The organism is Halalkalibacter krulwichiae, assembly GCF_002109385.1.
Lineage (GTDB): Bacteria > Bacillota > Bacilli > Bacillales > Bacillaceae_D > Halalkalibacter > Halalkalibacter krulwichiae.
Genome location: NZ_CP020814.1, coordinates 3,021,688 through 3,047,083, shown reverse-complemented (window position 1 = coordinate 3,047,083; position 25,396 = coordinate 3,021,688). Strand labels below are relative to the sequence as shown.

At 34.6% G+C, this 25,396-nt stretch carries 24 protein-coding genes and 3 pseudogenes; 19 read left to right on the top strand and 8 right to left on the bottom strand.

Annotation, left to right across the window (positions count from 1 at the left end; genetic code table 11):
• Window positions 1-356: 356 nt before the first annotated feature.
• Together BkAM31D_RS15285 and BkAM31D_RS15280 are read right to left on the bottom strand one after the other, a co-directional pair.
• On the bottom strand, window positions 357-1,301 hold the full coding sequence (locus BkAM31D_RS15285) for a Kiwa anti-phage protein KwaB-like domain-containing protein (protein WP_066159209.1): 945 nt from the start codon (window positions 1,299-1,301) through the stop codon (window positions 357-359).
• Window positions 1,285-1,833, bottom strand: coding sequence for a KwaA family protein (locus BkAM31D_RS15280; RefSeq protein ID WP_066159212.1), 549 nt, complete (start codon window positions 1,831-1,833; stop codon window positions 1,285-1,287). The genes BkAM31D_RS15285 and BkAM31D_RS15280 overlap by 17 nt, the downstream gene beginning before the upstream one ends.
• Before the next feature lie 439 nt (window positions 1,834-2,272).
• On the opposite strand from BkAM31D_RS15280, the gene BkAM31D_RS15275 reads away from it, so the two are divergent.
• A complete protein-coding gene (locus BkAM31D_RS15275; RefSeq protein ID WP_157076912.1) occupies window positions 2,273-2,758 on the top strand; it encodes a hypothetical protein in 486 nt (161 codons plus the stop codon).
• Between the two features lie 53 nt (window positions 2,759-2,811).
• Here the strand turns inward: BkAM31D_RS15275 and BkAM31D_RS24460 are convergent, their stop codons facing one another.
• Window positions 2,812-3,609 carry a recombinase zinc ribbon domain-containing protein gene (locus tag BkAM31D_RS24460; RefSeq protein ID WP_235820550.1) on the bottom strand — a complete coding sequence of 266 codons (798 nt, stop codon included), beginning with the start codon at window positions 3,607-3,609 and terminating at the stop codon, window positions 2,812-2,814.
• 35 nt (window positions 3,610-3,644) lie between these two features.
• Window positions 3,645-4,517 carry a recombinase family protein gene (locus tag BkAM31D_RS24455; RefSeq protein ID WP_235820551.1) on the bottom strand — a complete coding sequence of 291 codons (873 nt, stop codon included), beginning with the start codon at window positions 4,515-4,517 and terminating at the stop codon, window positions 3,645-3,647.
• A 609-nt stretch (window positions 4,518-5,126) separates the two neighbouring features.
• Between BkAM31D_RS24455 and BkAM31D_RS15260 the strand changes: the two are divergent.
• The 3 genes and pseudogenes from BkAM31D_RS15260 (at window position 5,127) to BkAM31D_RS15245 (ending at window position 8,789) form a co-directional block, all read left to right on the top strand.
• Window positions 5,127-6,307, top strand: a pseudogene (locus BkAM31D_RS15260) (Ger(x)C family spore germination protein).
• A gap of 433 nt (window positions 6,308-6,740) precedes the next feature.
• Window positions 6,741-7,304 (top strand): tyrosine-type recombinase/integrase, encoded by a 564-nt coding sequence (locus BkAM31D_RS15250; RefSeq protein ID WP_066159224.1) that lies wholly within the window; start codon window positions 6,741-6,743, stop codon window positions 7,302-7,304.
• Window positions 7,305-7,322: 18 nt separating this feature from the next.
• Window positions 7,323-8,789 (top strand): potassium/proton antiporter, encoded by a 1,467-nt coding sequence (locus BkAM31D_RS15245; RefSeq protein ID WP_066159226.1) that lies wholly within the window; start codon window positions 7,323-7,325, stop codon window positions 8,787-8,789.
• A 54-nt stretch (window positions 8,790-8,843) separates the two neighbouring features.
• On the opposite strand, the gene BkAM31D_RS15240 is transcribed toward BkAM31D_RS15245, so the two are convergent.
• Window positions 8,844-9,530, bottom strand: coding sequence for a universal stress protein (locus tag BkAM31D_RS15240; protein ID WP_066159228.1), 687 nt, complete (start codon window positions 9,528-9,530; stop codon window positions 8,844-8,846).
• A 218-nt stretch (window positions 9,531-9,748) separates the two neighbouring features.
• Between BkAM31D_RS15240 and BkAM31D_RS15235 the strand changes: the two are divergent.
• The 9 genes and pseudogenes from BkAM31D_RS15235 (at window position 9,749) to BkAM31D_RS15195 (ending at window position 16,659) form a co-directional block, all read left to right on the top strand.
• Window positions 9,749-12,159: pseudogene (locus BkAM31D_RS15235) on the top strand (Na+/H+ antiporter subunit A).
• Window positions 12,146-12,568, top strand: coding sequence for a Na(+)/H(+) antiporter subunit B (locus tag BkAM31D_RS15230; RefSeq protein WP_066159233.1), 423 nt, complete (start codon window positions 12,146-12,148; stop codon window positions 12,566-12,568). The pseudogene BkAM31D_RS15235 and the gene BkAM31D_RS15230 overlap by 14 nt, the downstream one beginning before the upstream one ends.
• Before the next feature lies 1 nt (window position 12,569).
• Window positions 12,570-12,902, top strand: a complete 333-nt coding sequence (locus BkAM31D_RS15225) for a Na(+)/H(+) antiporter subunit C (protein WP_066159236.1) — start codon at window positions 12,570-12,572, stop codon at window positions 12,900-12,902.
• Window positions 12,895-14,385 (top strand): Na+/H+ antiporter subunit D, encoded by a 1,491-nt coding sequence (locus tag BkAM31D_RS15220; RefSeq protein ID WP_066159239.1) that lies wholly within the window; start codon window positions 12,895-12,897, stop codon window positions 14,383-14,385. The genes BkAM31D_RS15225 and BkAM31D_RS15220 overlap by 8 nt, the downstream gene beginning before the upstream one ends.
• A 38-nt stretch (window positions 14,386-14,423) precedes the next feature.
• Window positions 14,424-14,903 (top strand): Na+/H+ antiporter subunit E, encoded by a 480-nt coding sequence (locus BkAM31D_RS15215; protein WP_268873113.1) that lies wholly within the window; start codon window positions 14,424-14,426, stop codon window positions 14,901-14,903.
• Window positions 14,903-15,187: a Na(+)/H(+) antiporter subunit F1 gene (locus tag BkAM31D_RS15210; RefSeq protein ID WP_066159244.1), complete on the top strand. Its 285-nt coding sequence runs from the start codon at window positions 14,903-14,905 to the stop codon at window positions 15,185-15,187. Before BkAM31D_RS15215 ends, BkAM31D_RS15210 begins: the two co-directional genes overlap by 1 nt.
• Window positions 15,165-15,515, top strand: coding sequence for a monovalent cation/H(+) antiporter subunit G (gene mnhG, locus BkAM31D_RS15205; protein WP_066159247.1), 351 nt, complete (start codon window positions 15,165-15,167; stop codon window positions 15,513-15,515). Before BkAM31D_RS15210 ends, mnhG begins: the two co-directional genes overlap by 23 nt.
• Before the next feature lie 89 nt (window positions 15,516-15,604).
• Window positions 15,605-16,258 (top strand): phosphatase PAP2 family protein, encoded by a 654-nt coding sequence (locus tag BkAM31D_RS15200; RefSeq protein WP_066159250.1) that lies wholly within the window; start codon window positions 15,605-15,607, stop codon window positions 16,256-16,258.
• Window positions 16,259-16,374: 116 nt separating this feature from the next.
• A complete protein-coding gene (locus BkAM31D_RS15195; protein ID WP_066159253.1) occupies window positions 16,375-16,659 on the top strand; it encodes a ComEA family DNA-binding protein in 285 nt (94 codons plus the stop codon).
• A gap of 83 nt (window positions 16,660-16,742) precedes the next feature.
• Here the strand turns inward: BkAM31D_RS15195 and ytvI are convergent, their stop codons facing one another.
• Complete coding sequence (gene ytvI, locus BkAM31D_RS15190; protein ID WP_268873114.1) at window positions 16,743-17,792, bottom strand: sporulation integral membrane protein YtvI; 1,050 nt, start codon at window positions 17,790-17,792, stop codon at window positions 16,743-16,745.
• 408 nt (window positions 17,793-18,200) lie between these two features.
• Between ytvI and BkAM31D_RS15185 the strand changes: the two genes are divergently transcribed.
• The 6 genes from BkAM31D_RS15185 to BkAM31D_RS24450 all read left to right on the top strand — a co-directional run bounded on the left by BkAM31D_RS15185 (window position 18,201) and on the right by BkAM31D_RS24450 (window position 22,332).
• Window positions 18,201-19,157, top strand: coding sequence for a calcium/sodium antiporter (locus tag BkAM31D_RS15185; RefSeq protein ID WP_066159259.1), 957 nt, complete (start codon window positions 18,201-18,203; stop codon window positions 19,155-19,157).
• Between the two features lie 254 nt (window positions 19,158-19,411).
• A complete protein-coding gene (locus BkAM31D_RS15180) occupies window positions 19,412-21,040 on the top strand; it encodes a Na/Pi cotransporter family protein (RefSeq protein ID WP_066159262.1) in 1,629 nt (542 codons plus the stop codon).
• A 134-nt stretch (window positions 21,041-21,174) separates the two neighbouring features.
• Window positions 21,175-21,399 carry a hypothetical protein gene (locus BkAM31D_RS15175; protein ID WP_066159266.1) on the top strand — a complete coding sequence of 75 codons (225 nt, stop codon included), beginning with the start codon at window positions 21,175-21,177 and terminating at the stop codon, window positions 21,397-21,399.
• A complete protein-coding gene (locus BkAM31D_RS15170) occupies window positions 21,383-21,832 on the top strand; it encodes a CBS domain-containing protein (RefSeq protein WP_066159270.1) in 450 nt (149 codons plus the stop codon). The genes BkAM31D_RS15175 and BkAM31D_RS15170 overlap by 17 nt, the downstream gene beginning before the upstream one ends.
• 8 nt (window positions 21,833-21,840) lie before the next feature.
• On the top strand, window positions 21,841-22,179 hold the full coding sequence (locus BkAM31D_RS15165) for a hypothetical protein (protein WP_066159273.1): 339 nt from the start codon (window positions 21,841-21,843) through the stop codon (window positions 22,177-22,179).
• A 24-nt stretch (window positions 22,180-22,203) separates the two neighbouring features.
• Entirely contained in the window at window positions 22,204-22,332 is a 129-nt protein-coding gene (locus tag BkAM31D_RS24450; protein WP_257391577.1) for a hypothetical protein, read from the top strand.
• Window positions 22,333-22,957: 625 nt separating this feature from the next.
• Here the strand turns inward: BkAM31D_RS24450 and BkAM31D_RS15160 are convergent.
• Window positions 22,958-23,143, bottom strand: a pseudogene (locus BkAM31D_RS15160) (zinc ribbon domain-containing protein); the annotation flags it as partial.
• A gap of 667 nt (window positions 23,144-23,810) precedes the next feature.
• On the bottom strand, window positions 23,811-25,391 hold the full coding sequence (gene tnpC / locus BkAM31D_RS15155; protein WP_066161166.1) for an IS66 family transposase: 1,581 nt from the start codon (window positions 25,389-25,391) through the stop codon (window positions 23,811-23,813).
• Between the last annotated feature and the right edge of the window lie 5 nt (window positions 25,392-25,396).

Sequence of the window (25,396 nt, the reverse complement as noted above, 5' to 3'; positions counted from 1 at the left end):
ACATTTATCTTATAACAAAAGTTTGTGAAATGTTTCACTATAAACTATAGGGTAGCTTATGTTGAACAAGAGCGACGAATACAATGAGCTATTTACTACGTAGTACAACCATACTGGTAACTAAATACAATTCATTAGGGATGGTTACTTTTTTAGGGTGATCGTTTTGTCGTATGGGACCATTACTGCGTATTAAAGTATTTTTAGATTTAAAGGTAAGGATTTTAAAATAATAACGAAAAAATCCAAAGAAAACTAAATAACCAGCCCCCTATTAAATATTGGGAGCTGGCTACTGCATAGGGTGTTTTTATTGAATTCCGTTTAAGGGGTTCAGACAATACTCCTTGTTTTTTTCATCTTCGTCCTTTTCTTTTCGCAATACTTTCGTAACGAACTTTTGAAACCTCTGACCGAAGATAATCATCATTTAAGATTTTCAAAAACTTACGAGAATCCTTGGGAGCAATATTAACTTTTTGTTCTTGCTGATTTACTTCGATACCAAGTTCATATTTTTCAATGGTGGATGCAACTTCACTAAAACCATACTTTTCGTAAATGCCATTTTTCATTATAGCAGCGAGCTTTCGCTTCTGAGCAGAATCCGTTTGCACGTACTGTTCAAGCGATTCATGGTCAATGTAAGTAAATTGTTTAAATGCTTCTAAAGCTTCACCGAATTTTGCTTCGTATTGATCTTCGTAACTGAAAATTTTCTCGAAATAGTGGTGTTGGGAAATAAATATCTCTTCATTCCAAATGAAACAATCAACATTCTCATCAATTTGAAATACATCGTGTTCAATTTTGGAAAACTTGCCATCTTTGAACAGAACAGCATCACGAAAACCTTTTTTAAGGACTTTACCTTTGCTGTATTTACGAAACAAAACTAGTTTCTTATCATTCATTTCAATTTTTACTGCATATGCCCAAAGATTTATAAATGTTTCAGAGTCAGATGTGAATTCGTCTGCATTATTACTAAAAATTGGGTCAAGGATATTACTTGCAGCAGAAACATTGTTTACAGCAATAAATTGTACATATTCATTTGATGAATCATCAATCTCATACTCACGAAATTCTTTTTCTTGGTTTTGAATTTTCGTAAGGTGACTAATCGCAATGTCATTTAATTGCTCAGCTATTTCATTATGCGTTTCAGCTGTAAAGACTTTATATATGAACGCTTCATTTTCTTTTTTACGTGTGATCATATAAAGATTTGTTGTTTTATCGATTGCTGGGTCCTTCAATAATCCGAGTAAAGTATTTATATCAGTTATTGCTGCCATCTTCATCACCTACATATACGTTATCGTGAATCCTGTACAATTTAAGCTTTTTATCTCGTTTAACGGTAAATTTGGTAATCAATAGATACTTATCGTTAATTTCATATATTTTGTAACCTGAGATTATTAATATTGGATTTATATAAAAGATATTTGAATGGATATATACAATAGACAGTACAAAAATCAGAATTGTAAAAGCGATTGTTTGGTTCAATTTATCAAAGTTAAACGAAAGAAACGGGATAAGGTAAGTAACGATATAATTCATAACATCACTATTTTTGTTAATGAAAGTATTCGTCTTTTCTCTAATTGGCTGAAAGAGTTTGACTCTTTTAATCAAGTAAAAAAGTATAGCATTCGGCAAGATGAAAAGAGCAAGCATAACGGCGACAAGCCAGATTTTATCTTGTGGGATGATATCTTTTACTTTATGAATGTCATTTAGATTAACGTTTAAAATGGCAATAATTAAGAAGAGGGGAGAGTAAGAACTTAAAAAAAGAATTAATTTTAGCCAATTCCTCATTTTCCTACACCTCCCAAATTTACTTATAATTTATATTTTATCACTTTTATGAATAGTAGATAAGGTGTATTTTATTGTAAATATAAGGTGGGTGTATTTGTATAAATTTATTTCAAATGATTTTTTCTTCAGTTCATTTAGCATGACAACTATTCAGTCAATTAGTTCTCACTATGTAAGTTATCACTCGTTGAAATTATACTTTTTTTAGTGATTAAAGTGTTTAATTCATCGTAACAACATTGTGAAACATTTCAATGTTTTTAACAACTGTAAAAGGAGGAAGTTATGGAAAATAGATTAATATATAAGTTATTACTAATTATTCTAGGTATTATGGTTGTTTTTCCTTTAATAATTAATTAATCTTTTAATGTCTGTAAGCTTATTTTCGAGCATAATTCCAGTAGTAGGTGATTATCAAATTTGGGCACCTGTATTGAGCACTTTTTGGGGGGCGATAATTGGGGGAATTATTGCGGGTGTACTCACTCTATTTGGAGTAAATAAAACTATTGATTCTTCGTTCAAAGGTATTGAATTGAATCGAAACCAATTGAGAGAGGAACGTGATAAGGAAGTCGCCTTAACAACTGCTAAAGAACGATTAAAGGAACTATATCAGCCTTTGGATAGTTTAGTTTCAGAATTTATTTTTAAATATGGTGCACATTCTTTTCAAGATCTTACTTTAGAAGAACAAAGGGATTTTATTCTTCTAATGAATAGAAGTATAATATACGCTGACTATAATTTAGATAAAAAGTTCATTGAGATAAAGTGGGCACATAAAGAAGGAAACTATGAAAATGCTAATGAAATATATAATGAAATAACCGACTTAATTGGTGATGAATTAATGAAGCTTCGTGAGCAACTTAAATTGCCCAGAATTAGATATTACCATGAAAGCGATAATAAATAGTAGCCTAGACGTTTAAGTTTATATGAATGTTTTCTATAGTAAACCTACACTGATTATATAAAGTTTACCGTTAATAGTGCAACGGTGAACCGTACCATAAATAGAGTCAAAAAAATTTGAAGATAAGGTGGCATTTGGTCTTTTGAATCAGGATTTGAAGAGGAACTTTCCTCTAATTGTTCTGATTCAAGATACAGTATGTGGATCAGTGTAAATGTCTTGGACAGATTGACTTCGGAAAAATAAAAATCGAGTTCTACTTTATCCACAGTTCGAGAGCGGCCCTCGGATTGATTGATTGTTATCTCATTTAGCAAAAGCTGAAAGAGTTGCTTTTTCTTTTCTCTTGTAGCCTGTTCAAAAGCTTGAACATACTTTTCTAATAATAGCCTGATCACGTCTGGTGGAATAATTTTCGAGTCTGATGAACTTAGTTGAATGCTGAGTTCGTTTTTCTTTTGCTCTAAGCTATTCTTCGATTTAGCTAATTTTTGTAATCGTTCCTGTAATATGGAAACAGGGAAGAGATTTTGCTCAAATGCTTCCATATATTTTTCTTGCATGGCATTGGCTTCTTTAAGCTCTGTATTGATACTCTCTAACTGCTCCTTTGATTTCACATTTGATTGAACTGTGTCTTTATTAATTTTTTCTATGGTTTGACTAAATCCGGCTGAATCGTTTAAGAATTCTTTTATACGGTTAGTGACAGCATCTTCTGCATCACAGGCTTTGATTGAATTCGCCTTACAGGCAGATGATCCTTTGTTATGGAATACACCACATACATAATAGCGATGTTTTCGTTTGCTTCCATCTTTTCGAGTATAGGTAGTGATAGATGGAACCATACCTTGACCACAATCAGGACATCTAAGGATACTACTTAATAGGAAGGGCTCATGCGACTGACGCTGCTTAAAGGATTTACTTTGTCTTCGGGCTTGGACGATATTCCAAAGCTCATCGGAGATAATTGCTTCGTGTTTCCCCTCAACGATAATGGGGTTCGCATTTTTTCCACGCCTTCTTTTTTATCCCAGTTCTCAACTTGTAGCCAGCGAATTTTTCCTATGTAGACCTGGTTATCTAATATTGTAGCAATACCATTAATAGAAAAGTGTTTATCTCGTTTGGTCCTATATCCCGCTTTGTTTAAGTGATTAGCGATAGCTTTCAGACCTTTCCCTTCTACATATAAAGTAAAGATAAGTTGAACAATTTCTGCTTCTTTAGGGTTGATAACCAGCTTTTTTTCTAAAGAGTCATATCCGAAAACCACTCCGCCATTCCAACTACCTTCTTTTGCCCTCTGTGTCATTCCTAACTTCACATTTTCAGAGAGAGTATTTCTTTCCATTTCTGCAATGGAAGCCATCAGTTGGACGACAAGCTTCCCGATCGGACTAGAAGTATCAAAGTTCTCTGAGTAGGAAATAAACTTTACGTCATACTCTTCAAATTTATCTAGTAGCACAAGAGTATCCAACATATTACGTGAAAGGCGTGAAATTTTCCAGACTAGTACAGCTTGAAATTTATCCTTTTCTACGTCAGATATCAGCCTTTGCATGGCAGGTCGGCCCTTTATATCCTTACCACTAATACCTTCATCAACATATTCTTCTGCAATCTGCCATCCATAAAGTGATGTATATTGCCGTAAAGTTTGTAATTGTGCAGAAATGCTGTAGCCTTCACTTGCTTGCTCTTCTGTACTGACACGACAGTAGATTGCCACACTTTTTATTTCATTCATTTTGATCGCTCCTTTACTTTCTAACAGTATTGGTATTAAAGGAGGTGGAAAAAACATTGCTATTTTTAAGGGATTTAATTAGGACGGTTTGGAAGGATGTTTGTACTACAAGGTTAGGTAAGGTCAATAGGATTAAAATTAAAGTATTACGATATCGTCCTATAGATATTTGTGAAAACAAAATTTATATCCTATTTGAGTTTGCTCACTCGTTAATTCTGGAAAAGATTTGTTCAATTCTTTACCGGTACTATCCTCCTGGTATCCATGATTCAAAGTCCAAGATAATAGGTTGTAGTAGAGGATGAAAGGGTAAACTTAAAACAAAACGTTATAAATGTATATATAGTTTATTATGGGGCATATTTATGAGAAAATTAAAAGTTAATTGGTATTTATTAATTGCTATTTTTTATATGTTAGGTATCACTGTAATTGTACTATTGATTATATTTGGATCCGACTAAACTAAGGATACTAAGCTTTGAAATGATTCTATGTTGTATAATTATTATAATTAGAACAAGAAGTACATTTGGATTTATGGTAAGTAAACCTAAATCTACATGACAACTTGAACAATACCTCTTCTATCTAGGAGAAAATTAAATGAGTAAAATAGCACTCCTTCTTTTCCTCTTATTAATTGTAACAGGTTGCTGGGATCGAAGAGAAATTAATGAAATATCGCTAGTGACTGGATTAGCTCTTGAAGTCAGGGAAGATGATGTATTTAGCCTAACGATCGAGGTATTAAATGCAAGTGAACAGGACCCTCAAATGTCAGAAGGGTTAACGCCGACTATTACTTACGAATTAAAAGGATTAACGATGGGTGAATTGTTGGCTAAAATGAACATGGGAATAACAAGAGACTTAAGTTTTTCTCATGCGAGGACACTAGTTGTTGATGAAAAGGTTGGAAAGGAAGGTCTTTCTAAATTCCTGCAATATTTGGAGAAAAATGGGGAATTCAGAACCGACTTTCAAATCATTGTGGCCAAAGGAGTTAAAGCATCAGATATTATTGCGACAACGTATCCTATTCAAAAGGTACCTTCGATGAAAATGTACGAACAATTTTTAACGATTCAGGAAAATTGGGGAGGATATCCGGATACAGATTTAAGTGACTTTATTTATGAGATAACATCAGCTGGAAGAGAGCCTGTAGCTGCCGCTGTAACAATAAGAGGAGATCCAACAAAAGGGAAAAATATTGATGATAATAGAGAGTTAGAACTTGGAGCGATAATTGAATACGATGGGTTGGCATTATTTAACAAGGATAAATTAGTCGGCTTCTTATCGGTAGAAGAGGCTAGGAATTTTATGTGGACGCAAGATATTTCTAATACAACTGTAACGGCAGCCTGCGGCGAGGAAGGGTATATTGCTATTCAGGTTTATAACTCTCATACAAAAGTTGAAACGAATTATGAAAATGGCGTACCTTCTGTCGCGCTAAATATAATGATAGAAGGAGACATATATGATAACCAATGTTCTGATGGTTTAGACGAGGTGGTAACATATAATAAGTACCAAAAAATAATGGAAGAGCATTTAGAAGTGAAAATAAAAAAACGATATCGGAAGTACAAGAACAATTTGGTGTAGATATTTTTGGTTTTGGTGAGAAAATGAGTAAACAACACTATAAGCAATTTAAAAAACATATAACTGACTGGAATGAAGAATTTAAAAAAGCAAAGATTACCGTAGGTGCAACAGTTTATATTAGAAGGGATGGAATGAGAACGAAAAGTTTTATAGAACAAATAAAATAATAATAAATTTTCTTGGTTATACTTACCTAGTATCCCCTAGCGCTGACCTTCATAAAGGGACCTGTGACTGAAATACTCCATTAAGGATAAATTTTAAGATAGGGTCTTATTGCGGTCTGTGAGTTATCTATTCTATTACCGTCTTAACGCCTTCATCCGTTAGAAAATTAAATATATAGTCGCTTGTAGAAAGCACTATAGTCCATACGATTCAAAAGTATGGCTATAGTGTTTTTCATTTTTCTTAACATGGTATGTTATTGGTGGTTTTAAAAATATCTATCCATGAAGTGCCTTCACTTCTTAGTTGGTAATTCAGATAAAGTATGTTAAATAAGGTTAATCGAATGACTCAAATCTTTTGACAGTTCAACGTTACTTATTATATGATTGAATTATGATTGAGTAACATCTTGTGAAGGGGAAGGTTTTATTGGAATTTGTCGAACCCATTAAAGATATCAAAAAAATAAATGAAATTAAAAAAAAATTAGAAGGTAAATCAGATAGGGACTTACTTCTCTTTGTACTTGGGATTAATACAGGAATAAGAGTAAGTGATTTATTAAAACTCAAAGTAGAAGATGTATGGGACGAGGGTAACCCCAGAGAGTTTCTTTTTGTTTTTGATGAAAAAAGTTCTGAAAGGAAAGCGCATTTTTTAAATACAAAAGTAAAATCAGCATTAAGTAATTACTTACAAAACCAAGAAATTGAACTGGATGATTACTTGTTTAGGTCTAAGAAGCTTAATCAGCCCATTACACGCCAGCAAGCCTACCGTATTATTAATAACGCTGCAAAAGAAGTAGGGGTCTCAGGTAATATTGGAACTCACACTCTAAGAAAAACATTTGGTTATCATGCATATCGGAAAGGAATTGCGATTTCCATATTAAAGTCGATCTATAATCATACCACTCCAACTGAAACTCTACGCTATATCGGTATAGATAAACACGAAGAACATCGTATTAAAATAGATGTGAATTTATAATAGAAAGAAGGCTCTATTTTGATTGATCAGTCTTATAACGATTATTTTATATTATTAAGTGCTTTACTGTTAATTATCGGGGTTCTGACAACAAAGTTCTCTTCTCGTCTAGGAGTACCAGCTCTTATTCTTTTTATTCTCGTAGGAATGATAACAGGTAGTGATGGCCTGGGCTTTATTCATTTTGATAACCCTCAAATGGCTCAGTTGATTGGTATATTTGCCTTGATTATCATTCTTTTTGAAGGTGGGTTACAGACAAAATGGTCAACGGTGAAATCTGTGACCAAGCCGGCATTATCTCTTGCTACGTTAGGGGTTATTTTTACTACGGTTATTGTGGCGGTTGCAGCTAAATTAATATTAGGGGTTTCGTGGCTTGAAGGCTTCCTTTTTGGTGCTATTGTCGGTTCGACAGATGCTGCTGCGGTTTTTGCTGTTTTGAAAGGTCAAAATATTCGAGCGAGGTTAGGTGCTACGCTTGAAGCCGAATCAGGTTCCAACGACCCGATGGCGATGTTTCTTACGATTTCCTTTATCCAATTGATCGTTATTGATAACCCATCATATTTATTATTGATTGGTTCATTCTTCTGGCAAATGGGAATCGGCTTAGTAGTAGGGCTACTTTTAGGAAGGTTAGCGACATTTGCAATTAATCAGATCAACCTAGATTCTAGTGGGTTATATCCTGTTTTTGCGCTTGCGTTTGCTTTATTAACGTATAGTCTCACCGATATAATTGGAGCAAGTGGATTATTGGCTGTATATGTTGCAGCATTGGTAATTGGTAACTCAGATTTAACCTATCGTCAATCGATATTTAGGTTTAATGAAGGGTTTGCGTGGATGGCCCAAATTTTAATGTTTACAATATTAGGACTTCTAGTATTCCCTTCTCAATTAATGACTTTAGATGTCATAGTTAAAGGATTATTGCTATCAATTATTTTAGTGTTAATTGCACGACCGATTGCTGTTTTCTTATCCACGATAAAAATGGGATATGATTTAAAAGAACGAGTATTTCTTTCCTGGGCTGGTTTGAGAGGAGCTGTACCAATTGTTTTAGCAACGTTTCCGATGTTAGCGGGTCTAGAGAATAGTCAATTATTCTTTAATGTCGTCTTTTTCGTCGTATTAATTTCTGCCTTAGTTCAAGGTTCGACAATTGCCATGTTTGCTGAAAAGCTCGGACTAGTTGGTCCAAAGAAAATTGAACCTCCTCACTCTTTGGAACTCGTATCAATTGGAAAGGCAAATGCTGAAATTCTTGAATTTGAAGTAAGTGAAGAAACAAATATTACAAATAAGCCACTAGCAGCAATTGACTTTCCAAAAGATGTTTTAATCAATGCGATAATCAGATCAAATGAACTTATTACACCGTATGGAGAAACGGAAATCAAGGTAGGAGACATTCTATATATTTTAGTAAGTAGAGAAAGTAAAAAAGAGTTGAAAAAAATGCTAAAACAAAAATAAACATTAAACCTCCACTTCGATAGTGAAGTGGAGGACTAAAAATAATTACACTTGTTAATTGTTATTTTCAAATGGTTCAGTCATGCTTACATGTTTCAAATTCGTAACTAAATCATCTGTAACATGTACTTGAAGAGTTTCATTGTTTTTCATAAATTTAAATACACCATTGTTAAAATCTGTGCCTAATTCCTTAAAGAAGATGCCTTCATATTCTACTTCAGGGGTATGGTTGAAACTAATTCGATATTTGTTTCCTTCTTTAATGAGGTAAGCACGGACCCCTTTTTCAAAATGACCTTCATGATCTTCTTTTAAAGATCGTGCAACAGAAACAACGTGTATGTCAATAAACGGTATTTCTCTTAATAAGACATTAATCATTGAACCCTTGGTGATTTCTTCCCACCGACTTTGTGCCGTTTGCCCAAGAATAATTTGTGTTATATGTTTCTCCCTGGCAACTTCAGCAATAACTGTAGTAACAGGTCTTTTTTCATTATCCATAATAATAAATTCTTCCGCATTGTGTTTCTCGGCTAACTGCTGCCATCTAGTAATATAATCAGATTTTTCTGCATCTAACTCATCAAATGGCTTTGGATCTATCGTGAGAATATAGAGTGGGCAATCTAGCATACTAGCAATTTTACAACCGCGTTGGATCAGACGTTCTCCATTTGGACCATAATAAACACAAACTAGGATACTTTCGTCCATACGCCCTTTTACTTTTTTCATATGCGTTCACCTCGCCATGGATTAAAGTTAAACAGGGGGGCGTTCTGTTAAACTATTTATGACTATAGCTCAAGCTTTTAAGGGAGTCAATTAAAATTTGTAAAAAGCAATATAACACATTATACGTGATTTTTTGTTTTGTGTTTCTTTAATAACGGCATTTACAGTCAAAAGTATGATAATACGATTTGAGATTAAATAAAAAGGAGGTTTTCTACTTGCCTTGGTTACACGCCGTAATATTGGTACCATTTTTGTTTGCTATAATAGTACCGTTTCTATTTAAGAGGTTAAAGCGAAAAGTCCATACTGGTTGGTTTGTCTTCTTTATTCCTCTTTTTCTCTTTATTTATTTGTTGAATTTCATTCCCGTAATTGCAAATGGAAGTACAGTTTATCATACTCTGCCATGGATTCCGTCACTTGGTATTAATTTCACCGCTTATTTAGATGGGTTAGGGTTAATCTTTAGTTTACTTATTACAGGTATAGGGGCACTAGTTGTCTTGTATTCTATCTACTACATGTCAAAAGAAAAAGAAGCCTTACATAACTTTTATGTATATCTATTGTTATTTATGGGAGCGATGCTAGGTCTCGTTTTTTCCGATAATATCTTAGTTTTGTATGTGTTTTGGGAACTGACAAGTATCTCATCTTTCCTATTAATTGCTTACTGGTATCAGCGGAAAAAATCACGGTATGGTGCACAAAAATCCATGTTAATTACCATTTTTGGTGGACTGGCAATGCTTAGTGGTTTTATTATGCTGTCGATGATAACAAATACATTCAGTATACGTGAAATGTTAACGAAAGTAGATCTCATTGCACAAGATACTTTATTTTTACCAGCGATGATTCTAATCCTTGTAGGAGCTTTTACGAAATCAGCTCAATTCCCTTTTAGTATCTGGTTACCTGATGCAATGGAAGCTCCTACACCAGTCAGCGCCTACTTACATTCAGCAACGATGGTTAAAGCCGGAATCTATTTAGTTGCACGATTCACTCCTATATTTGGAGGAAGTTTTGAATGGTTTTGGCTTGTTTCAGGTGTGGGAATTGTCACGTTAATATATGGATCAATTACAGCTGTTAGACAAACGGATTTAAAAGCCTTGCTTGCATATTCAACGATTAGTCAGTTGGGTTTAATTATGAGTTTGTTAGGTTTGGGTTCTGCAACTTTGTACTATGGTTATGGTGATGATACAACGATGTATACAGTTGCCATTACTGCCTCGCTTTTTCATTTGATTAACCATTCTACTTTTAAGGGTAGCTTATTTATGGTAGTCGGAATTATTGATCATGAAACAGGAACGCGTGATATTCGAAAATTAGGTGGCTTGATGAATCTGATGCCAATTTCCTTTACTCTAATGGTTATAGGTAGCTTATCAATGGCCGGGTTACCACCATTTAATGGATTTTTAAGTAAGGAAATGTTTTTTACTGGTGTTTTAAATTCAGCAGAATTACCGATCTTTGGAATGCAAAAAGTTGGTTTTCTTTTCCCTGTTATCGCTTGGGTAGCAAGTGTTTTTACTTTTATATATTGTATGATTCTAATTTTAAAGACCTTTACAGGCAAATATCAACCTGAAAAGTTAGAGAAAAAGGCACATGAAGCTCCAATCGGGATGTTAATACCTCCTTTAATTCTAGCCTCCCTTGTGATTGTTATGTTCTTTTTTCCAAATGTTATCTCCAAATACTTACTAGTTCCAGCTATTATGGCAATTGTACCAGGAGCAGCAGAAGCAGGAGTCGAGGTGAAAATTTCAGCTTGGCATGGATTTAACACGGAGTTATTTATGACGATTGGTGTCGTCGGTTTGGGAAGCCTACTCTTTCTTTATTTACGAAAGTGGTACTGGATGTATCGTTTAGTTCCGGAAGTCATTATGCTTAATAAAGCTTACGATGCCGCTCTGGAAAAGCTGGAACCCGCTTCTTTACGTTTTACGAAGCGCTACATGACAGGGTTTATCCGTGATTATTTACTGTATATTTTTGCTTTTATCTTATTGGTGGTGGGGGCTTCCTCATCTTCTTAAACGGATTTTTCTATGATGGCTCCAATAACGCACCAATCAGTGTGTATGAGGTTGTATTAATACTGGCCATTGCCATAGCTGCTTTAGGTGTTCTATTTGCTCGATCACGTTTAACAGCTATTATTTCAGTTGGGGCAGTTGGGTATATCGTTTCAATGTTATTTGTCGTTTTTAGGGCTCCTGATTTAGCTCTTACCCAATTAGTTGTTGAAACCGTAAGTGTTGCGTTATTCCTATTATGTTTCTACCATTTACCGGAGTTACGTAAGGAGTTTAGTCGGGTCCGATTCCGTGCAACGAATTTAATTATTTCGTTAGGGCTAGGATCTGTTGTAACCCTCATTGCCTTATCAGCACAAGGAAATCGGTCTTTTGAACCTATCTCTAGTTATTTTGAAAACTCTTATGAGTTAGCCGGCGCTAAAAACATGGTGAATGCCATTCTTGTTGATTTTCGTGGAATGGATACGCTGCTTGAGATTCTTGTTCTCACTATAGCTGGTCTTGGTGTATATACATTAATAAAACTTAGAATAACAGGGAGGGATAAGAATGAAGCAGAATGATGTTATTTTGCATACTGTCACAAAAGTTTCTACTTTTATTATTCTTACTTTCTCTATTTATCTATTTTTTGCTGGACATCACAACCCAGGAGGAGGATTCATAGGTGGGCTTGTTACCGCATCTGCACTGGTTCTGCTTTATCTAGCTTTTGATCTTGAAACGGTTCGTGAACATATCCCCGTTGATTTCAAGAAGGTTGCCGGTGTAGGCGTGTTAATTGCAGTTCTCTCTGGCGTTGGATCGTTATTTGTAGATGCTCCTTTTTTAAGTCATACTTTTGACTATTTTGATCTTCCGGTCTTTGGTAAGACAGAGCTGGCGACATCAGTCATCTTTGATGTCGGGGTGGCCTTAGCTGTAATTGGTACGGCAATGACCATAATATTGAGTATAAGTGAGGATGAATGAGATGGAAACGTTAATGTCCTTCCTAGTTGGAATTTTAATTACGATTGGAACGTATTTAGTTCTAACCAAAAGCTTGTTACGAATCATCTTAGGAACATCCATTATCGGTCATGGTGTCCATCTCCTTATTCTTACAATGGGTGGTCTTAAATCAGGTGGTCCGCCCTTGCTGGAGGATGTTTCATATACGGACGCATTGCCACAAGCTCTTATTTTAACAGCTATTGTTATTAATTTTGCGGTGACAGGACTTTTCTTAGTCCTTGCTTATCGTTCCTATAAGGTTCTAGGTACAGACGATATGGATCAATTAAGGGGAACTGAAGATGAATAATGTTGTTATACTGCCGATTATTATCCCGTTTATAGCCGGGATAATCATGGTTATTTTTGGAAGAAATATTCGTTTACATCGTTGGCTAAGTATTTTTACAATGATTGCTACAGGAATTGTTGCTATAACTTTAGTAAGCCAAGTGCAAACTCAAGGCATCCAAACACTCCAGCTGGGAGGCTGGCAAGCACCTTTTGGTATTAGTATGGTCGCCGATATGTTTTCTGTATTGCTAATCGTAACAACATGTCTAGTTGCGGTAACTTGTTTACTTTTTGCATTTAAATCAATTGGAAAAGAGAGAGAGTCTTATTATTTCTATCCAATCTTTTTGTTCCTAATTACGGGTGTGAACGGCTCATTTTTGACGGGCGATCTATTTAATCTATTTGTTTGCTTTGAAGTAATGCTAATATCTTCCTATGTTTTAATCACTATAGGAGGAGAGAAGGGGCAGTTACGTGAATCCATTAAATATGTCCTGATTAATGTCCTTTCTTCATTTCTGTTTTTAATTGCTATTGCGTATTTGTATGCCGTAACGGGAACGTTGAACTTAGCTCATCTTTCGCTTAGGATTGCTGAAGTCGGGCAAGATGGGTTAATAACGACAGTTGCAATTTTATTGTTAATCGTTTTCAGTTTAAAAGCAGGACTATTTCTATTTTTCTGGTTGCCTGGATCTTATAGTGCTCCCCCAACTGCAATTGCAGCCATTTTCGGTGCGTTACTAACGAAAGTTGGCATTTATGCGATCTTCCGTATGTTTACATTAGTTTTTTATCATGAACCTCAAATTACTCATTTATTAATTGCCATTATGGGAGCTTTAACGATGATTCTTGGTGCAATTGGGGCCGTTGCATACAATGATATACGAATGATTTTAGCCTATAACGTGGTGATTGCTGTCGGATTTATCATGGCAGGTTTGGCATCCTTTACGTCTGCTGCGTTAATGGGATCTATCTATTACCTTATTCATGACATTATTATTAAAGCGGTGATTTTTCTTTTAGGAGGTACGATGATCCACTTAGCTGGCACGAGCAAGCTTAATGAGATGAGTGGGCTCATTCGTAATCATCCCGCACTCGGATGGATGTTCTTTATTTCAGCTTTATCTCTCTCTGGAATTCCACCACTTAGTGGTTTTATTGGAAAAGTACTCATTACACAAGGGACCTTTGAGGCCGATTTGTTTTGGCTAGGGGCAATAGGGTTAATCACAAGCTTAATGGTTCTCTATTCTATTATGAAAATCTTTTTGTACGGATTTTGGGGGGGAACTCTATTAAGCACTAAAATGGAAAAAGGAACAACAAAAGGGTTACTCCTTCCTATCAGTATATTGACAGCTGTAACGATTGCACTTGGTCTAGGTGTAGAGGGTATACACGTCTATGTCGATCAAGCAGTCTATACTTTGTTAGATCCTAGTCTATACATTAGTGCTGTATTTGGTGGGAATCCAATTCCTTAGAAGTGTGATTCCTAAAAAGAGATATGGAGGGAAATCTGTTGTTACCGACTCAGATATTAATTAATTTGTCAATTGCTTTTCTATGGATGTTCTTAAATGATACGTGGAATTCGTTATCATTTATTACTGGTTATATAATTGGAATTGCCATTCTTTTTGTTCTTCGACGTTTCTTTAAAAAAACGTTTTATTTAATCAAAGTTTTGGCCATTTTTAAATTGTTTATTGTGTTTATTCAAGAACTTATCTCGTCTAGTATACTAGTTATTCGACAAGTTACACGCCCACAGCTCAACATTACTCCAGGAGTTTTCACACTGGATACAGACTTGAAAGGTGATTGGGAGGTCACCATACTAGCTTTACTATTATCTCTGACACCAGGTTCAATTGTCCTTCAGGTTGCCCTTGATGAGAAGTCTTTTCAAGTTCATGCAATGGATATTCCTGAATCGAGGGATGTTGTAATAACAGCAAAGAATAAATTTGAAAAAGCTATTAAGGAGGTTACGAGGTAATGTTTGATATACTTTTACTAATTTGCCTTTGCTTAATAGCTGTCTCAATTTTGGCTTGCATCTATCGAATTATAAAAGGAACTTCTATGCCTGATCGGGTAATAGCTCTTGATACAATTGGGATTAATCTCATTGCCGCGATCGCTATTTTCTCTGTTTTGCTTCATACGCGTGCCTTTTTTGAAGTGATTTTGTTAATAGGCATTCTTTCCTTTGTCGGAACGATTGCTTTCGCTAGGTTTATAGAAAGAGGTGTTGTCATTGAACGCAAGCGTGATCAGTGAAGTTATCGCAGGTGTGTTTATATTAATTGGAACGTTGTTTATCCTATTTAGTAGTTTTGGGATTATACGTTTACCCGATGTGTATACTCGATCACATGCAGCGACGAAGAGTACGACATTAGGAGTTCTCTGTACGTTGCTAGGTGCTTTTCTATATTTTTGGATTACAGATGGATATATTAGTATTCGACTACTCCTAGGCATATTTTTTGTGTTCTTGACAGCTCCTGTAGCGGGTCATCTAATATGTCGGGCTGCATATGTAACAAATGTAGAAATTGTTCGAGATACAGCTAAACAAAGGCCAAAAGCTGAAAGGGAACATTAAGAATTTTTAAACATAAGAGTGGAGTTTTTCTATAATTGATGACTTTGATCTACATTGTAATAACAAAAAAGGAAAAAGGGGGTGTTTTTTTGCGAGGGAAAAATCGTTATTTAAATATTAGTATAGCTTGTCTTCTCTTATTTATTATCACTGCAGAATTGGTTAAGTTGGGTGCAACGCATGCTGTTGATCTATTCATAAGAGAAATAATTACAGATGCCAGTATTATTTTGAGTTTTATGAAAGTCATGACAGAGATAGGTTCTAGTGAAGCTATTTTGCTAGTAACAATATTATTGTTAGTATGGTTATGGCTGATGAGTGAGAGAACGTTATTTTGGTTCTTTTCTTTATTGTCGGCTGGTGGAGTCCTTTTAAATTTTGGACTCAAACTGCTCTATCAACGAGAGCGTCCAGGAGAAGAACGGGAAATCGAAGTATTTGGAAGTTCCCTTGACCTGATTTCTTATAGTTTTCCAAGTGGGCATACAATGAGAAGTGTAATCCTTTTTTTGTTCGTTATCTACGTTACAAAATGTCTCACCAAGAAATGGATAGCAGAATTGGTTTTTATCGTTTCAATATTTTTAATCATTAGTATTCCTTTAAGTAGAGTCGTGTTAGACGTTCATTATACTTCCGATATTGTTGCAGCTATTTTTATTTCAATAAGTTGGTTTTATGTTTGTTTATTTCTCTTTGAGAAAAAGTTTTCAAATTATGGAACTAAGAAGACGAATTAAGTTTCAAAATATAGATGTGTTATAGAATTTGACTAAGAATGGATGTGATAGTGTTGAGGTTGATATTGTTATGTATACCTATATTTATCTTGTTCGGATGTAGCGGTACAAATACAGTGGAGCCAAAGGCTAACGACAATCAACAAATAGATATTCCTTCAGAATATAGGGAAAATGTTGAATTTACTGAAAATAAGCGTTGCACTGATAAAATTGATTTGAATAGTGCTAGTGCTGATGATTTAACAAATATTATTCATATTGATGAAGAGAAAGCTTTAGAAGTAATTGAAAATAGACCGTATATTGTTGTTGAAAGTATTGCTTTAGTAAGAGGTATTTATGGAGAAAAGCTTAATGATATTAGAAGACAGGGACTCGCTTGTGTAGAAAGAGACTAAAGAAAAAATCAGTCATACAATTATGACTGATTTTTTCTTTTATTTTCAAAAAGTTCGCTCTAACAAGTGTTCTGTGAGCGTATCTATATAGTGAATTTCCATTTTATTATTCCGGCTTCTTTAGCTGATTTGAAAGCAATCACAAGTAATGGCCCCAAAATAAGTCCGATTGCCCCAAATAGGACTAACCCGAGGTATAGTGCTATTAAGGTTGCTAGTGGAGATAATCCAATCTGAGTTCCCATTATTTTCGGTTCAACCGTTCGTCGAATAACGAGCAAAACAACCGCTAAGATAGTAAGACGTATTGCTAAATCTGTATCTCCAATTATAAATTGGTAGAGTGCCCATGGTCCTAATACAATAATTGATCCTATTAGAGGTACTAAATCAATAAACCAAATAACAAGTGCCATAATTAGAGCGATGTCTGGGTAAATAAATAATAACCCTATATAAGATACGATAAAGATCGGAATACTCACAATGAATTGTGCCTTAAAAAAGCCGATAAATACAAACCTTAACCGTGAAAGCATGTAAGAAAGTTTATTTGCTGTATCATCGGTCAGAAACGCAAAGAATTTACGTTTTAACTTCGGTAGATCTAATAAAAATAAAAATAGAGCTATTAAATATACTAAAAGTGAAACCAGATAGCTCGGGATTCCTACAATGAAATTAGAAATCCCACCAATAAAGTCAATATTACTTAAGTGGATTCGCGTAGTTTCTAATGTGTTAATAACATGGAAGTTGATTTCATTAACAAAATCAGGCGGCAAATCTTCAAATTTACGTTCAAAGTCGTATTGAATGAGGATCCACGCATTCGTGACTTGGTTTAAATAAGTTGGAGCATTCTGTACGAAATCATTAATATGTGTAATCATTTTTGTTATTACTAAAACTCCAATTAGGCTAATAGAAGCTAGAAACGAAGTAAAGATAATGACTACAGCTACACTATGTTTAACCCTCCTATTTTCTAATAATCTAACAATTGGAGACAGTATAATTGCAGTTAACCAAGCAAAAACAAGTGGCAGAGCCAATGGAAGAATAAAATACCCGATAATGGAACAGATAACAAGGACTAATAGAAATTTATTTTTAATTAACCATTCTTTCAAAGAAATTCTACCTCTCATTAAAGGATTATAAAATGAAGTTGAGTCTTTTTAGTTTTATTATACTAAATATAACGCTTTAAAGGATAAAATTTATTATTTTAGATTAACTTATATAATAAATCATATTAGTTTCAGGTATCTTAGTTGGCCACCCACTCTGTGACATTAGAGTTTAAATTAGAAAGGAAGAGACTGTAATACTTGAATATGAAGATGTTGGTTATAAGAGGCTGTTTTTCACATTATTTGTTCCTTAACATATCTAATTGACTCCATTTACATTACAAATCATCCTGTTCTATATTTCTTTTTACAACATAGACAAATGGTTACTAATTTAGAAACCTCACTGTAAAATCTACTCAAAATAATTCTTTAGAAAAGAGCCTAAGAAGAGAGGTAAATAGAATGTCATATATTTTGTTACTGATCGGTTTTATGCTACTTATAAAAGGTGCTGATTTTTTTGTAGACGGTGCATCAAGTATTGCGAGAGCTTTACATGTGTCACCTTTACTCATTGGCCTCACCATTGTTGCATTTGGTACTAGTTCTCCCGAGGCAACGGTTAGTATTGTCGCAGCTCTTCAGGAAAATGCGGGCATCGCAATTGGAAATGTGGTTGGTAGTAACATATTTAATATTACTTTTGTAGTGGGGATAGCTGCGTTTATTACTCCGCTTAAAGTAGAAAGTGAAACAATAAGAAAAGAAATTCCTTTTACCTTACTAGCAAGTATTGCCTTATTAATCCTAATTAGCGATATAACTCTTCAAACCGTAAGTCAAAATCTTATAACTAGAAGTGATGGATTAATATTCCTATTGTTTTTCGCTATTTTTTTATATTATATCTTTGAAGTTGCAAGAAATAGTCGGGAAAAGGGGAAACAAGATAACACAGAGTCACAAATAGTATCATGGAAGAAAAACACTGTATTAACCATCGGTGGACTTGCAGCAATTATATTTGGTGGTGACCTTGTAGTTAATAACGCAACAACCATTGCGTATTCATTTGGGATGAGTGAAACATTGGTTGGTTTAACAATCGTAGCGATTGGTACTTCTTTACCAGAACTAATAACATCTATTACAGCTGCTCTAAAAAAAGAAAGTGAAATTGCATTAGGAAACATTGTAGGAAGTAATATCTTTAATATCTTATTCGTGCTAGGAGCAGCCTCTGTCATTTCACCGCTAGCTGTAGAAAGTAGACTATATATAGATGTAGTCCTTATGATTGTTTTAACTGGAGTTTTACTTGTTTTCTCAAGAACGAACTTTAAAATAGGTAAGATAGAAGGAATTGTTCTTGCTCTAGCGTACGTTTTATATATGACTTATATTTTTATTAGAAACTAAGAATGGCTCTATTCGGTAAAAATTGTTGTTTTTGACATTAGTTTAAAAAGTAAAGTGAAATTGAGCTGAAGGCACTTAGCTTTTGTAGAAAAATTTTTAATCTCGAATTCAAACCTCAATAACGAACTTAAAAAACTTTACAAAATCTTTACAAAACCTTTACATTACAAGTGTTTACAATAAATAAAATAATATCTATACTCGTAATTTGGGAAACAAATAACATGTAGAAAAAAACGATTTATAGAGGGATGATGATTTTGGATTTGCAAGCACTTCTTTTTATGTTTTTTGGAGGACTTGGTATCTTTTTATTTGGGATTAAATACTTAGGGGATGGTCTTCAAAAGGTTGCAGGTGATGGATTGAGAGATCTACTTGACCGTTTTACAACCAACCCGATAATGGGTGTGCTTGCCGGGATTTTTGTAACCATTCTACTTCAAACCAGTACAGGAACAACGGTGTTGACAATTGGGTTAGTAAACGCCGGATTCATGACATTAAAGCAAGCAATTGGGGTTATTATTGGGGCTAATATAGGTACAACTGTAACAGCCTTTATAATTGGTATTAAAATTTCAACCTATGCATTGCCCATTATGGCAGTAGGGACTTTTCTCATTTTCTTCTTTAAAAACCATAAGATTAACAACTATGGACAAGTTATATTTGGATTTGGTTCTTTGTTTTTAGGTCTTAACTTAATGGGAGAAGGTCTTAAACCACTTCAGGATGTACAGGCATTTGCAGATTTAACAGTGAGCATGAGTGAAAACCCGCTATTAGGTGTTCTTATTGGTACACTATTTACGGTTGCTGTTCAAAGTTCATCAGCTGCGATCGGGTTACTTCAAACTTTATTTGGTCAAGGATTAATGGATTTGGATGCAGCATTACCAGTTCTTTTTGGAGATAATATAGGTACCACAATTACAGCAGTATTAGCATCAATTGGCGCTTCTATTGCAGCAAGGCGTGCGGCTTTAACACATGTTATTTTTAACCTTGTTGGGACAACTATTGTATTAATCGTTTTAAGACCTTTTACAACTTTGATAGAATACATTCGTGATAGTTTGGGGTTAAACCCAGAAATGACCATTGCGTTCGCACATGGCATTTTCAATGTATCGAATGCAATTATTCAATTACCATTCATAGCAGTGCTTGCTTGGATTGTGGTCAAGTTAATTCCAGGTCAAGATACGGCAATTCCATATAAGGCCGTCTATTTAGATGAAAAATTTATTAGGCAATCTCCTGCTATAGCACTTGGTCAAGGAAAAAAGGAAGTAATGCGTATGGCAGATTTAACAGAAAAGGGAATTCAGGAAGTTAGTCTATATTTTAAAACACAAGGGAAGAAACACAGAGAACTTGTTCCACAGTACGAAAATGCAATCAATAACTTGGATAATAAAATTACTGATTATCTTGTACAGGTTTCTTCTCATTCTTTATCCGGTCAAGATTCAAAGGTGCACCATACTCTTATGAATACGATTAGAGACCTTGAGCGTATTGGAGACCATATGGAAAATATTATGGAGCTTGTTGAGTATCAAATTACGAATAAGGTAACGTTTTCTGAATCAGCAATGGCAGATTTAGATGAAATGTTTGAGTTGACGATTTCTACTCTCAGACAAGCAATAAAAGCTTTGGACTTAGATGATATTGAAGAAGCTAGATCTGTTCTTGAAAAAGAAGAGAAGATTGATAAAATGGAGAGAGATCTTCGAAAGAAACATATTATTCGTGTAAATGAAAACAAATGTACGGGGACAGCTGGAATTGTTTATGTAGATATTGTTAGTAATTTAGAGCGTGTAGGAGATCATGCTGTTAATATTGCCGAAGAAGTTATAGGGGAACAATAGTTAACGAAAAAGCGACTTATTTAGTCGCTTTTTTGATTATCCAATAAAACAATTTTAGCCATTTTCTATATAAATGTACTTATGTTAATATACAAGTTAAGTACAGAAAAAATCTGTCAAAAAGGATGAAAAAGATGATACCAAAGGGACTACTGATCATTTCTATAGGTGCAATTGTTGCTTTAATAAGGTTTTTTGCTTTTGGTTATTATCAATTCACTGGTATACAAATGTTTTCCGAAGCGGTTATGTATAAGACATTCGTAATAAAGGTTATCTTGTTTACCTTTGGATTTGTTATCTTCTATATTGAAAGAAGGAACAAAAAGGGGAGTGTTTTGAATGTCGACAGTAGGTAAGTGTTATCGAAAGCTTACAAAAGAACCTATTACGGTACACTCGAAAGAATTAATAGTGAACGTTCAAAATAAACTGATAAATAAAGATCCTATACACCGTTCTGTATATGTGTTAGATAAACAGAAAAAATTAATTGGGATTATCACACTTAATGAATTAATGAAAATAATTGCTGTACGTAAAGAAATTACTACCCCTAAAGCAATGTCTATAAATAGGTTATTTACTTTTATTTCAGAAGATACAAAGGCAGAAGACATAATGTGTTCACCCATTTCTGTAAGACTAACGGACAGATTAGAGGAAGCGTTGGAATTAATGCTGATACATGATCTTCAAGAGCTTCCTGTAGTGGATGAGACAAATTCCGTAATTGGTGACTTAAACGTATTCGAATTATTACGTGAAATAAATGATAAGATACTAAACTAGGTGAAATCATGATACATAAACTATTAATGGTCATTGTATTATTACTTACTTTTTTCTTACAATCTTATATTCACATTTATAATGTGTCTATAGACGAAGGGTATGAAATATTTCATTCGGACGATTTGAAGTCAACAGGTATTGTTGGTGGCTTAAGTTCGTCTACTTTCTTAATATTTGTACAAGCAGCGGTCTTATGGATAACTTATTCATTAAATATGAACCAATATTCAAAGTTTATTATGGATTTATTACGTTCATCGGTTCCTCTAATAAAGATGAAGCTTAATCTTATAACGATTAAGTTTCAAAGTACATTTTTCTCTTTTTTTGTTTTGAGTAATTAAGAACAAATAGAGGAGATGATACTGGTGTCGAAAAAGAAAACGACGAAGAGTGAATTAACTGAGCCATTGATAGGTTTAGTAGTAGGAATTATTATGATGATCGTTGCATTTTTGGTTGCATATTACGTTTTTGATTTAGTACCTTTTTCATAAAAGGGAAAAGCCCTACGTGATCGTAACGGGTCTAGTTTTTGGAGGGAAAACGCGAATTCACAAGGAGAATATCAGTCCCAACCCAATTTAATAATAGAAAAACAAAAACGCATAGATAATTCAATAACAGGTTTACTTGTGAGGTGCAAACAATCAAATCACAGGGCAACAATGAAAACCACGACATTTTTCACAAAAAAAGGCTTAGAGAATTTTCTCATAAGCCTTTTTACTTTGTTTATTGTTCAACAATCGCCCTAGATTGTTGAAGATTTAATTCAATATAAACTAAATAAATACTATTAGAAGTCTTTAGTTATTAATCATTTTTCCTGTATCTTATTTCAATTGATTGTAAATAGAAATGATGTTGTACACACAACTATTAAGGAAATGGATAATATTAATTGGTGTATTTCCTTTTTTCCTTTGGTTTTTAGTACGAGAAGTAAAGTGAATAAGCCATATAGTATTCCTAAAACAAATATAATCTGCAATATTAGTTCATTCAAATTGAATTCCCCCTCTTTTGAATTACCCCCACCTAAAACTTTAACAAGTTTTTGAGGAAGGGGATTCCTGGATAAACACTCCTAACGGAGTGTAATGAATCAGGCTACCCCCGTCACACCGACGGTTGAAATCCTATGAGGCGTAAGCCTTCAATCTCTATATTAGTTGCAGCGTTCCAATCACGATGATGCTCCGTGTCACAGTTTTCACACTTCCACTTACGGACACCTAAGTTTTTAACTTTAGGACTCTTCGTTTTACAGTGTGAACATGTTTGGCTAGAAGGGAAGAATCGGTCAACAAATACAACTTCACGACCATACCATTTAGCTTTGTATTCGAGAAGTGTTGCAAACTTTGACTAACTCGCATCAGCAATGGATTTTGCTAACTTATTATTTTTAAGCATACCCGATATGATTAAGTCCTCGAGCGCAATCACTTGATTCTCGCGAACGAGCTTCGCGGACAACTTAACAATTCTGCCCGTTTATTGAATAGTAGAAATAATTAAGCATATCAATATTTTAACATATTCACTATTTACCTGCTATAAAATCCTTATTCACACCAAAATCACACACCCTCCAATAATTATTTCTATCTTTAGAAATGGTATGTGATTTCATTGTAGTTTTAGAGATAAAAACTCATTATGTAGTTGGTATTACAATAAAAAAACGCACTGTGAATTTCTATGTGAAATACAGTGCGTTTTGCATGGATATTTACTTGTTTGCACCTCTGAAGTAAACCCGTTAATAATTCAATATCTGTGCGTTTACTTATTCTAGTTCCTTAGGGAGCTGTTAAGATTATTAGGAAAACAAATTTGTTTATTGTCGGGGATTGAAACTTTACATTATACAGTTGGTTGGTGCACTTTTCCTATATTAATCCACGCTTATCAACCGTAAGCGTCAAATAGTCCCCACCTATTAATGTGATGGGGACTAACTTATAATCTACTTATCAAGTTGAATACGACAGTGAGCCGGAAGACTGTTTGACCAAGGAAGCAATTGATCAATGGCGTTTTCATTATTCACATCTATATTGGGAAGCTCTTCAAACAAGTGCATTAAGTATTGATAAGGGTTGAGGCCATTTTCTTTGGCCGTTTCTACAATACTATACGTTACAGCACTTGCCTTTGCTCCTTTCGGAGTGTTGGCAAAAATCCAGTTCTTTCTTCCAATTACGAATGGTTTAATAGATCGTTCACTTCTATTATTATCAATCTCTAGTCTACCGTCCTCTAAGAAAACCTCTAACTTATCCCATTGATTGCGACAGTATTTAATTGCTTGTCCGAGTGCACTCTTTGGTAACACTTTTGGCGTTTGCGTACGAAGCCATGCTGAAAAAGCGCCAAGAAGTGGTCGACTTTTTTCTAGACGTATTTGATGACGTTCAGGGAACGATAAATCTTTTATTTCTCGTTCGATCGCAAAGAGTTGGTTACAAAATTTTAAGCCTTCCTTTGCTAAGACATCTTTCGACTGTTCTTCTTTAGGCAAAGCTTTTAAAGCTTCATCAAATTTTCGACGAGCGTGTGCCCAGCATCCAACTAACTTTACGTTTGAAATTCCATTGTATCCAGCATATCCATCTACATGTAAGTATCCTTGGAAAGGAGATAAAAACTTTCTAGGATGTTTACTTGCTCGTGTTTGCTGGTAATCAAATAATACAATCGGATGGCCTTCCTGTCCTGAACGATAAAGCCATAAGTATGAGGTAGCTGTTGATGGACGATCTGGCTCTCGTAGCACTTGCAGCGTCGTTTCATCAGCATGAGCAATATCAAGATTCATTAGATATTGATACATTCGATCATAGATGAGGTTTAACCATGTATTAGCACCATAAAGAACCCAATTAGCTAATGTTTGGCGTGATAAAGAGACATCTAGACGAGCGAATTGTTGTTCTTGTCGATACAATGGAAGCCCTTCTACATATTTTTGATTCATGATGTAGGCCATCGCAGATGGCGAAGCAAGACTCTTGGGAAAAACAGGTTTCGGCATAGAAGCTTTAACAATAGGAGTCTCCGTACTTTCACGTTCACAACGGCGACACGCATAAACATGTTGTACATGTTCAATGACCTTCACTTCCGCTGGGATGACTTTTAATTCACGACGTACCTCTGTCGACATTTCGTGTAGATTTCCATTGCAGCACGAACAAACCTGATCTTCCACAGGTAATCGATACTCAATGACTTCCTTCGGAAGGTTCTCAAGTTTGATATCACGTTGCCCTTTGGTCTTTTTACGTTGATACGTAATCGTTTCAACCGTAGGTTCTTCAATGGATGGATCAGCCGTAATTTCTACCTCATTAAAAAGAGGCAATTCTAACTGATCAGCATTTGTCTTCTCACTTGAAGTACCAAATTGGCGTTGCTTACTAAGACGGAATTGTTCTTCATACCATTTAATTTTTGCCGTCAGCTCCGCGTTTTGTTCCTCAAGTGATGAGACACGTTTTTCTAAATCTTTAGTTGTAGGTTGAGAGGTGGTTTCTGTTGTTTTCATAGCTT

Bases quoted from the DNA above. Each gene is read 5' to 3' on its own strand.
- BkAM31D_RS15285 (WP_066159209.1), bottom strand. From the start codon at position 1,301: ATGGCAGCAATAACTGATATAAATACTTTACTCGGATTATTGAAGGAC.
- BkAM31D_RS15280 (WP_066159212.1), bottom strand. From the start codon at position 1,833: ATGAGGAATTGGCTAAAATTAATTCTTTTTTTAAGTTCTTACTCTCCC.
- BkAM31D_RS24460 (WP_235820550.1), bottom strand. From the start codon at position 3,609: ATGGTTCCATCTATCACTACCTATACTCGAAAAGATGGAAGCAAACGA.
- BkAM31D_RS24455 (WP_235820551.1), bottom strand. From the start codon at position 4,517: ATGAATGAAATAAAAAGTGTGGCAATCTACTGTCGTGTCAGTACAGAA.
- BkAM31D_RS15240 (WP_066159228.1), bottom strand. From the start codon at position 9,530: ATGAAAAAAGTAAAAGGGCGTATGGACGAAAGTATCCTAGTTTGTGTT.
- BkAM31D_RS15230 (WP_066159233.1), top strand. From the start codon at position 12,146: ATGAAGCAGAATGATGTTATTTTGCATACTGTCACAAAAGTTTCTACT.
- BkAM31D_RS15225 (WP_066159236.1), top strand. From the start codon at position 12,570: ATGGAAACGTTAATGTCCTTCCTAGTTGGAATTTTAATTACGATTGGA.
- BkAM31D_RS15220 (WP_066159239.1), top strand. From the start codon at position 12,895: ATGAATAATGTTGTTATACTGCCGATTATTATCCCGTTTATAGCCGGG.
- BkAM31D_RS15210 (WP_066159244.1), top strand. From the start codon at position 14,903: ATGTTTGATATACTTTTACTAATTTGCCTTTGCTTAATAGCTGTCTCA.
- BkAM31D_RS15185 (WP_066159259.1), top strand. From the start codon at position 18,201: ATGTCATATATTTTGTTACTGATCGGTTTTATGCTACTTATAAAAGGT.
- BkAM31D_RS15180 (WP_066159262.1), top strand. From the start codon at position 19,412: ATGATTTTGGATTTGCAAGCACTTCTTTTTATGTTTTTTGGAGGACTT.
- BkAM31D_RS15175 (WP_066159266.1), top strand. From the start codon at position 21,175: ATGATACCAAAGGGACTACTGATCATTTCTATAGGTGCAATTGTTGCT.
- BkAM31D_RS15170 (WP_066159270.1), top strand. From the start codon at position 21,383: ATGTCGACAGTAGGTAAGTGTTATCGAAAGCTTACAAAAGAACCTATT.
- BkAM31D_RS15165 (WP_066159273.1), top strand. From the start codon at position 21,841: ATGATACATAAACTATTAATGGTCATTGTATTATTACTTACTTTTTTC.
- tnpC (WP_066161166.1), bottom strand. From the start codon at position 25,391: ATGAAAACAACAGAAACCACCTCTCAACCTACAACTAAAGATTTAGAA.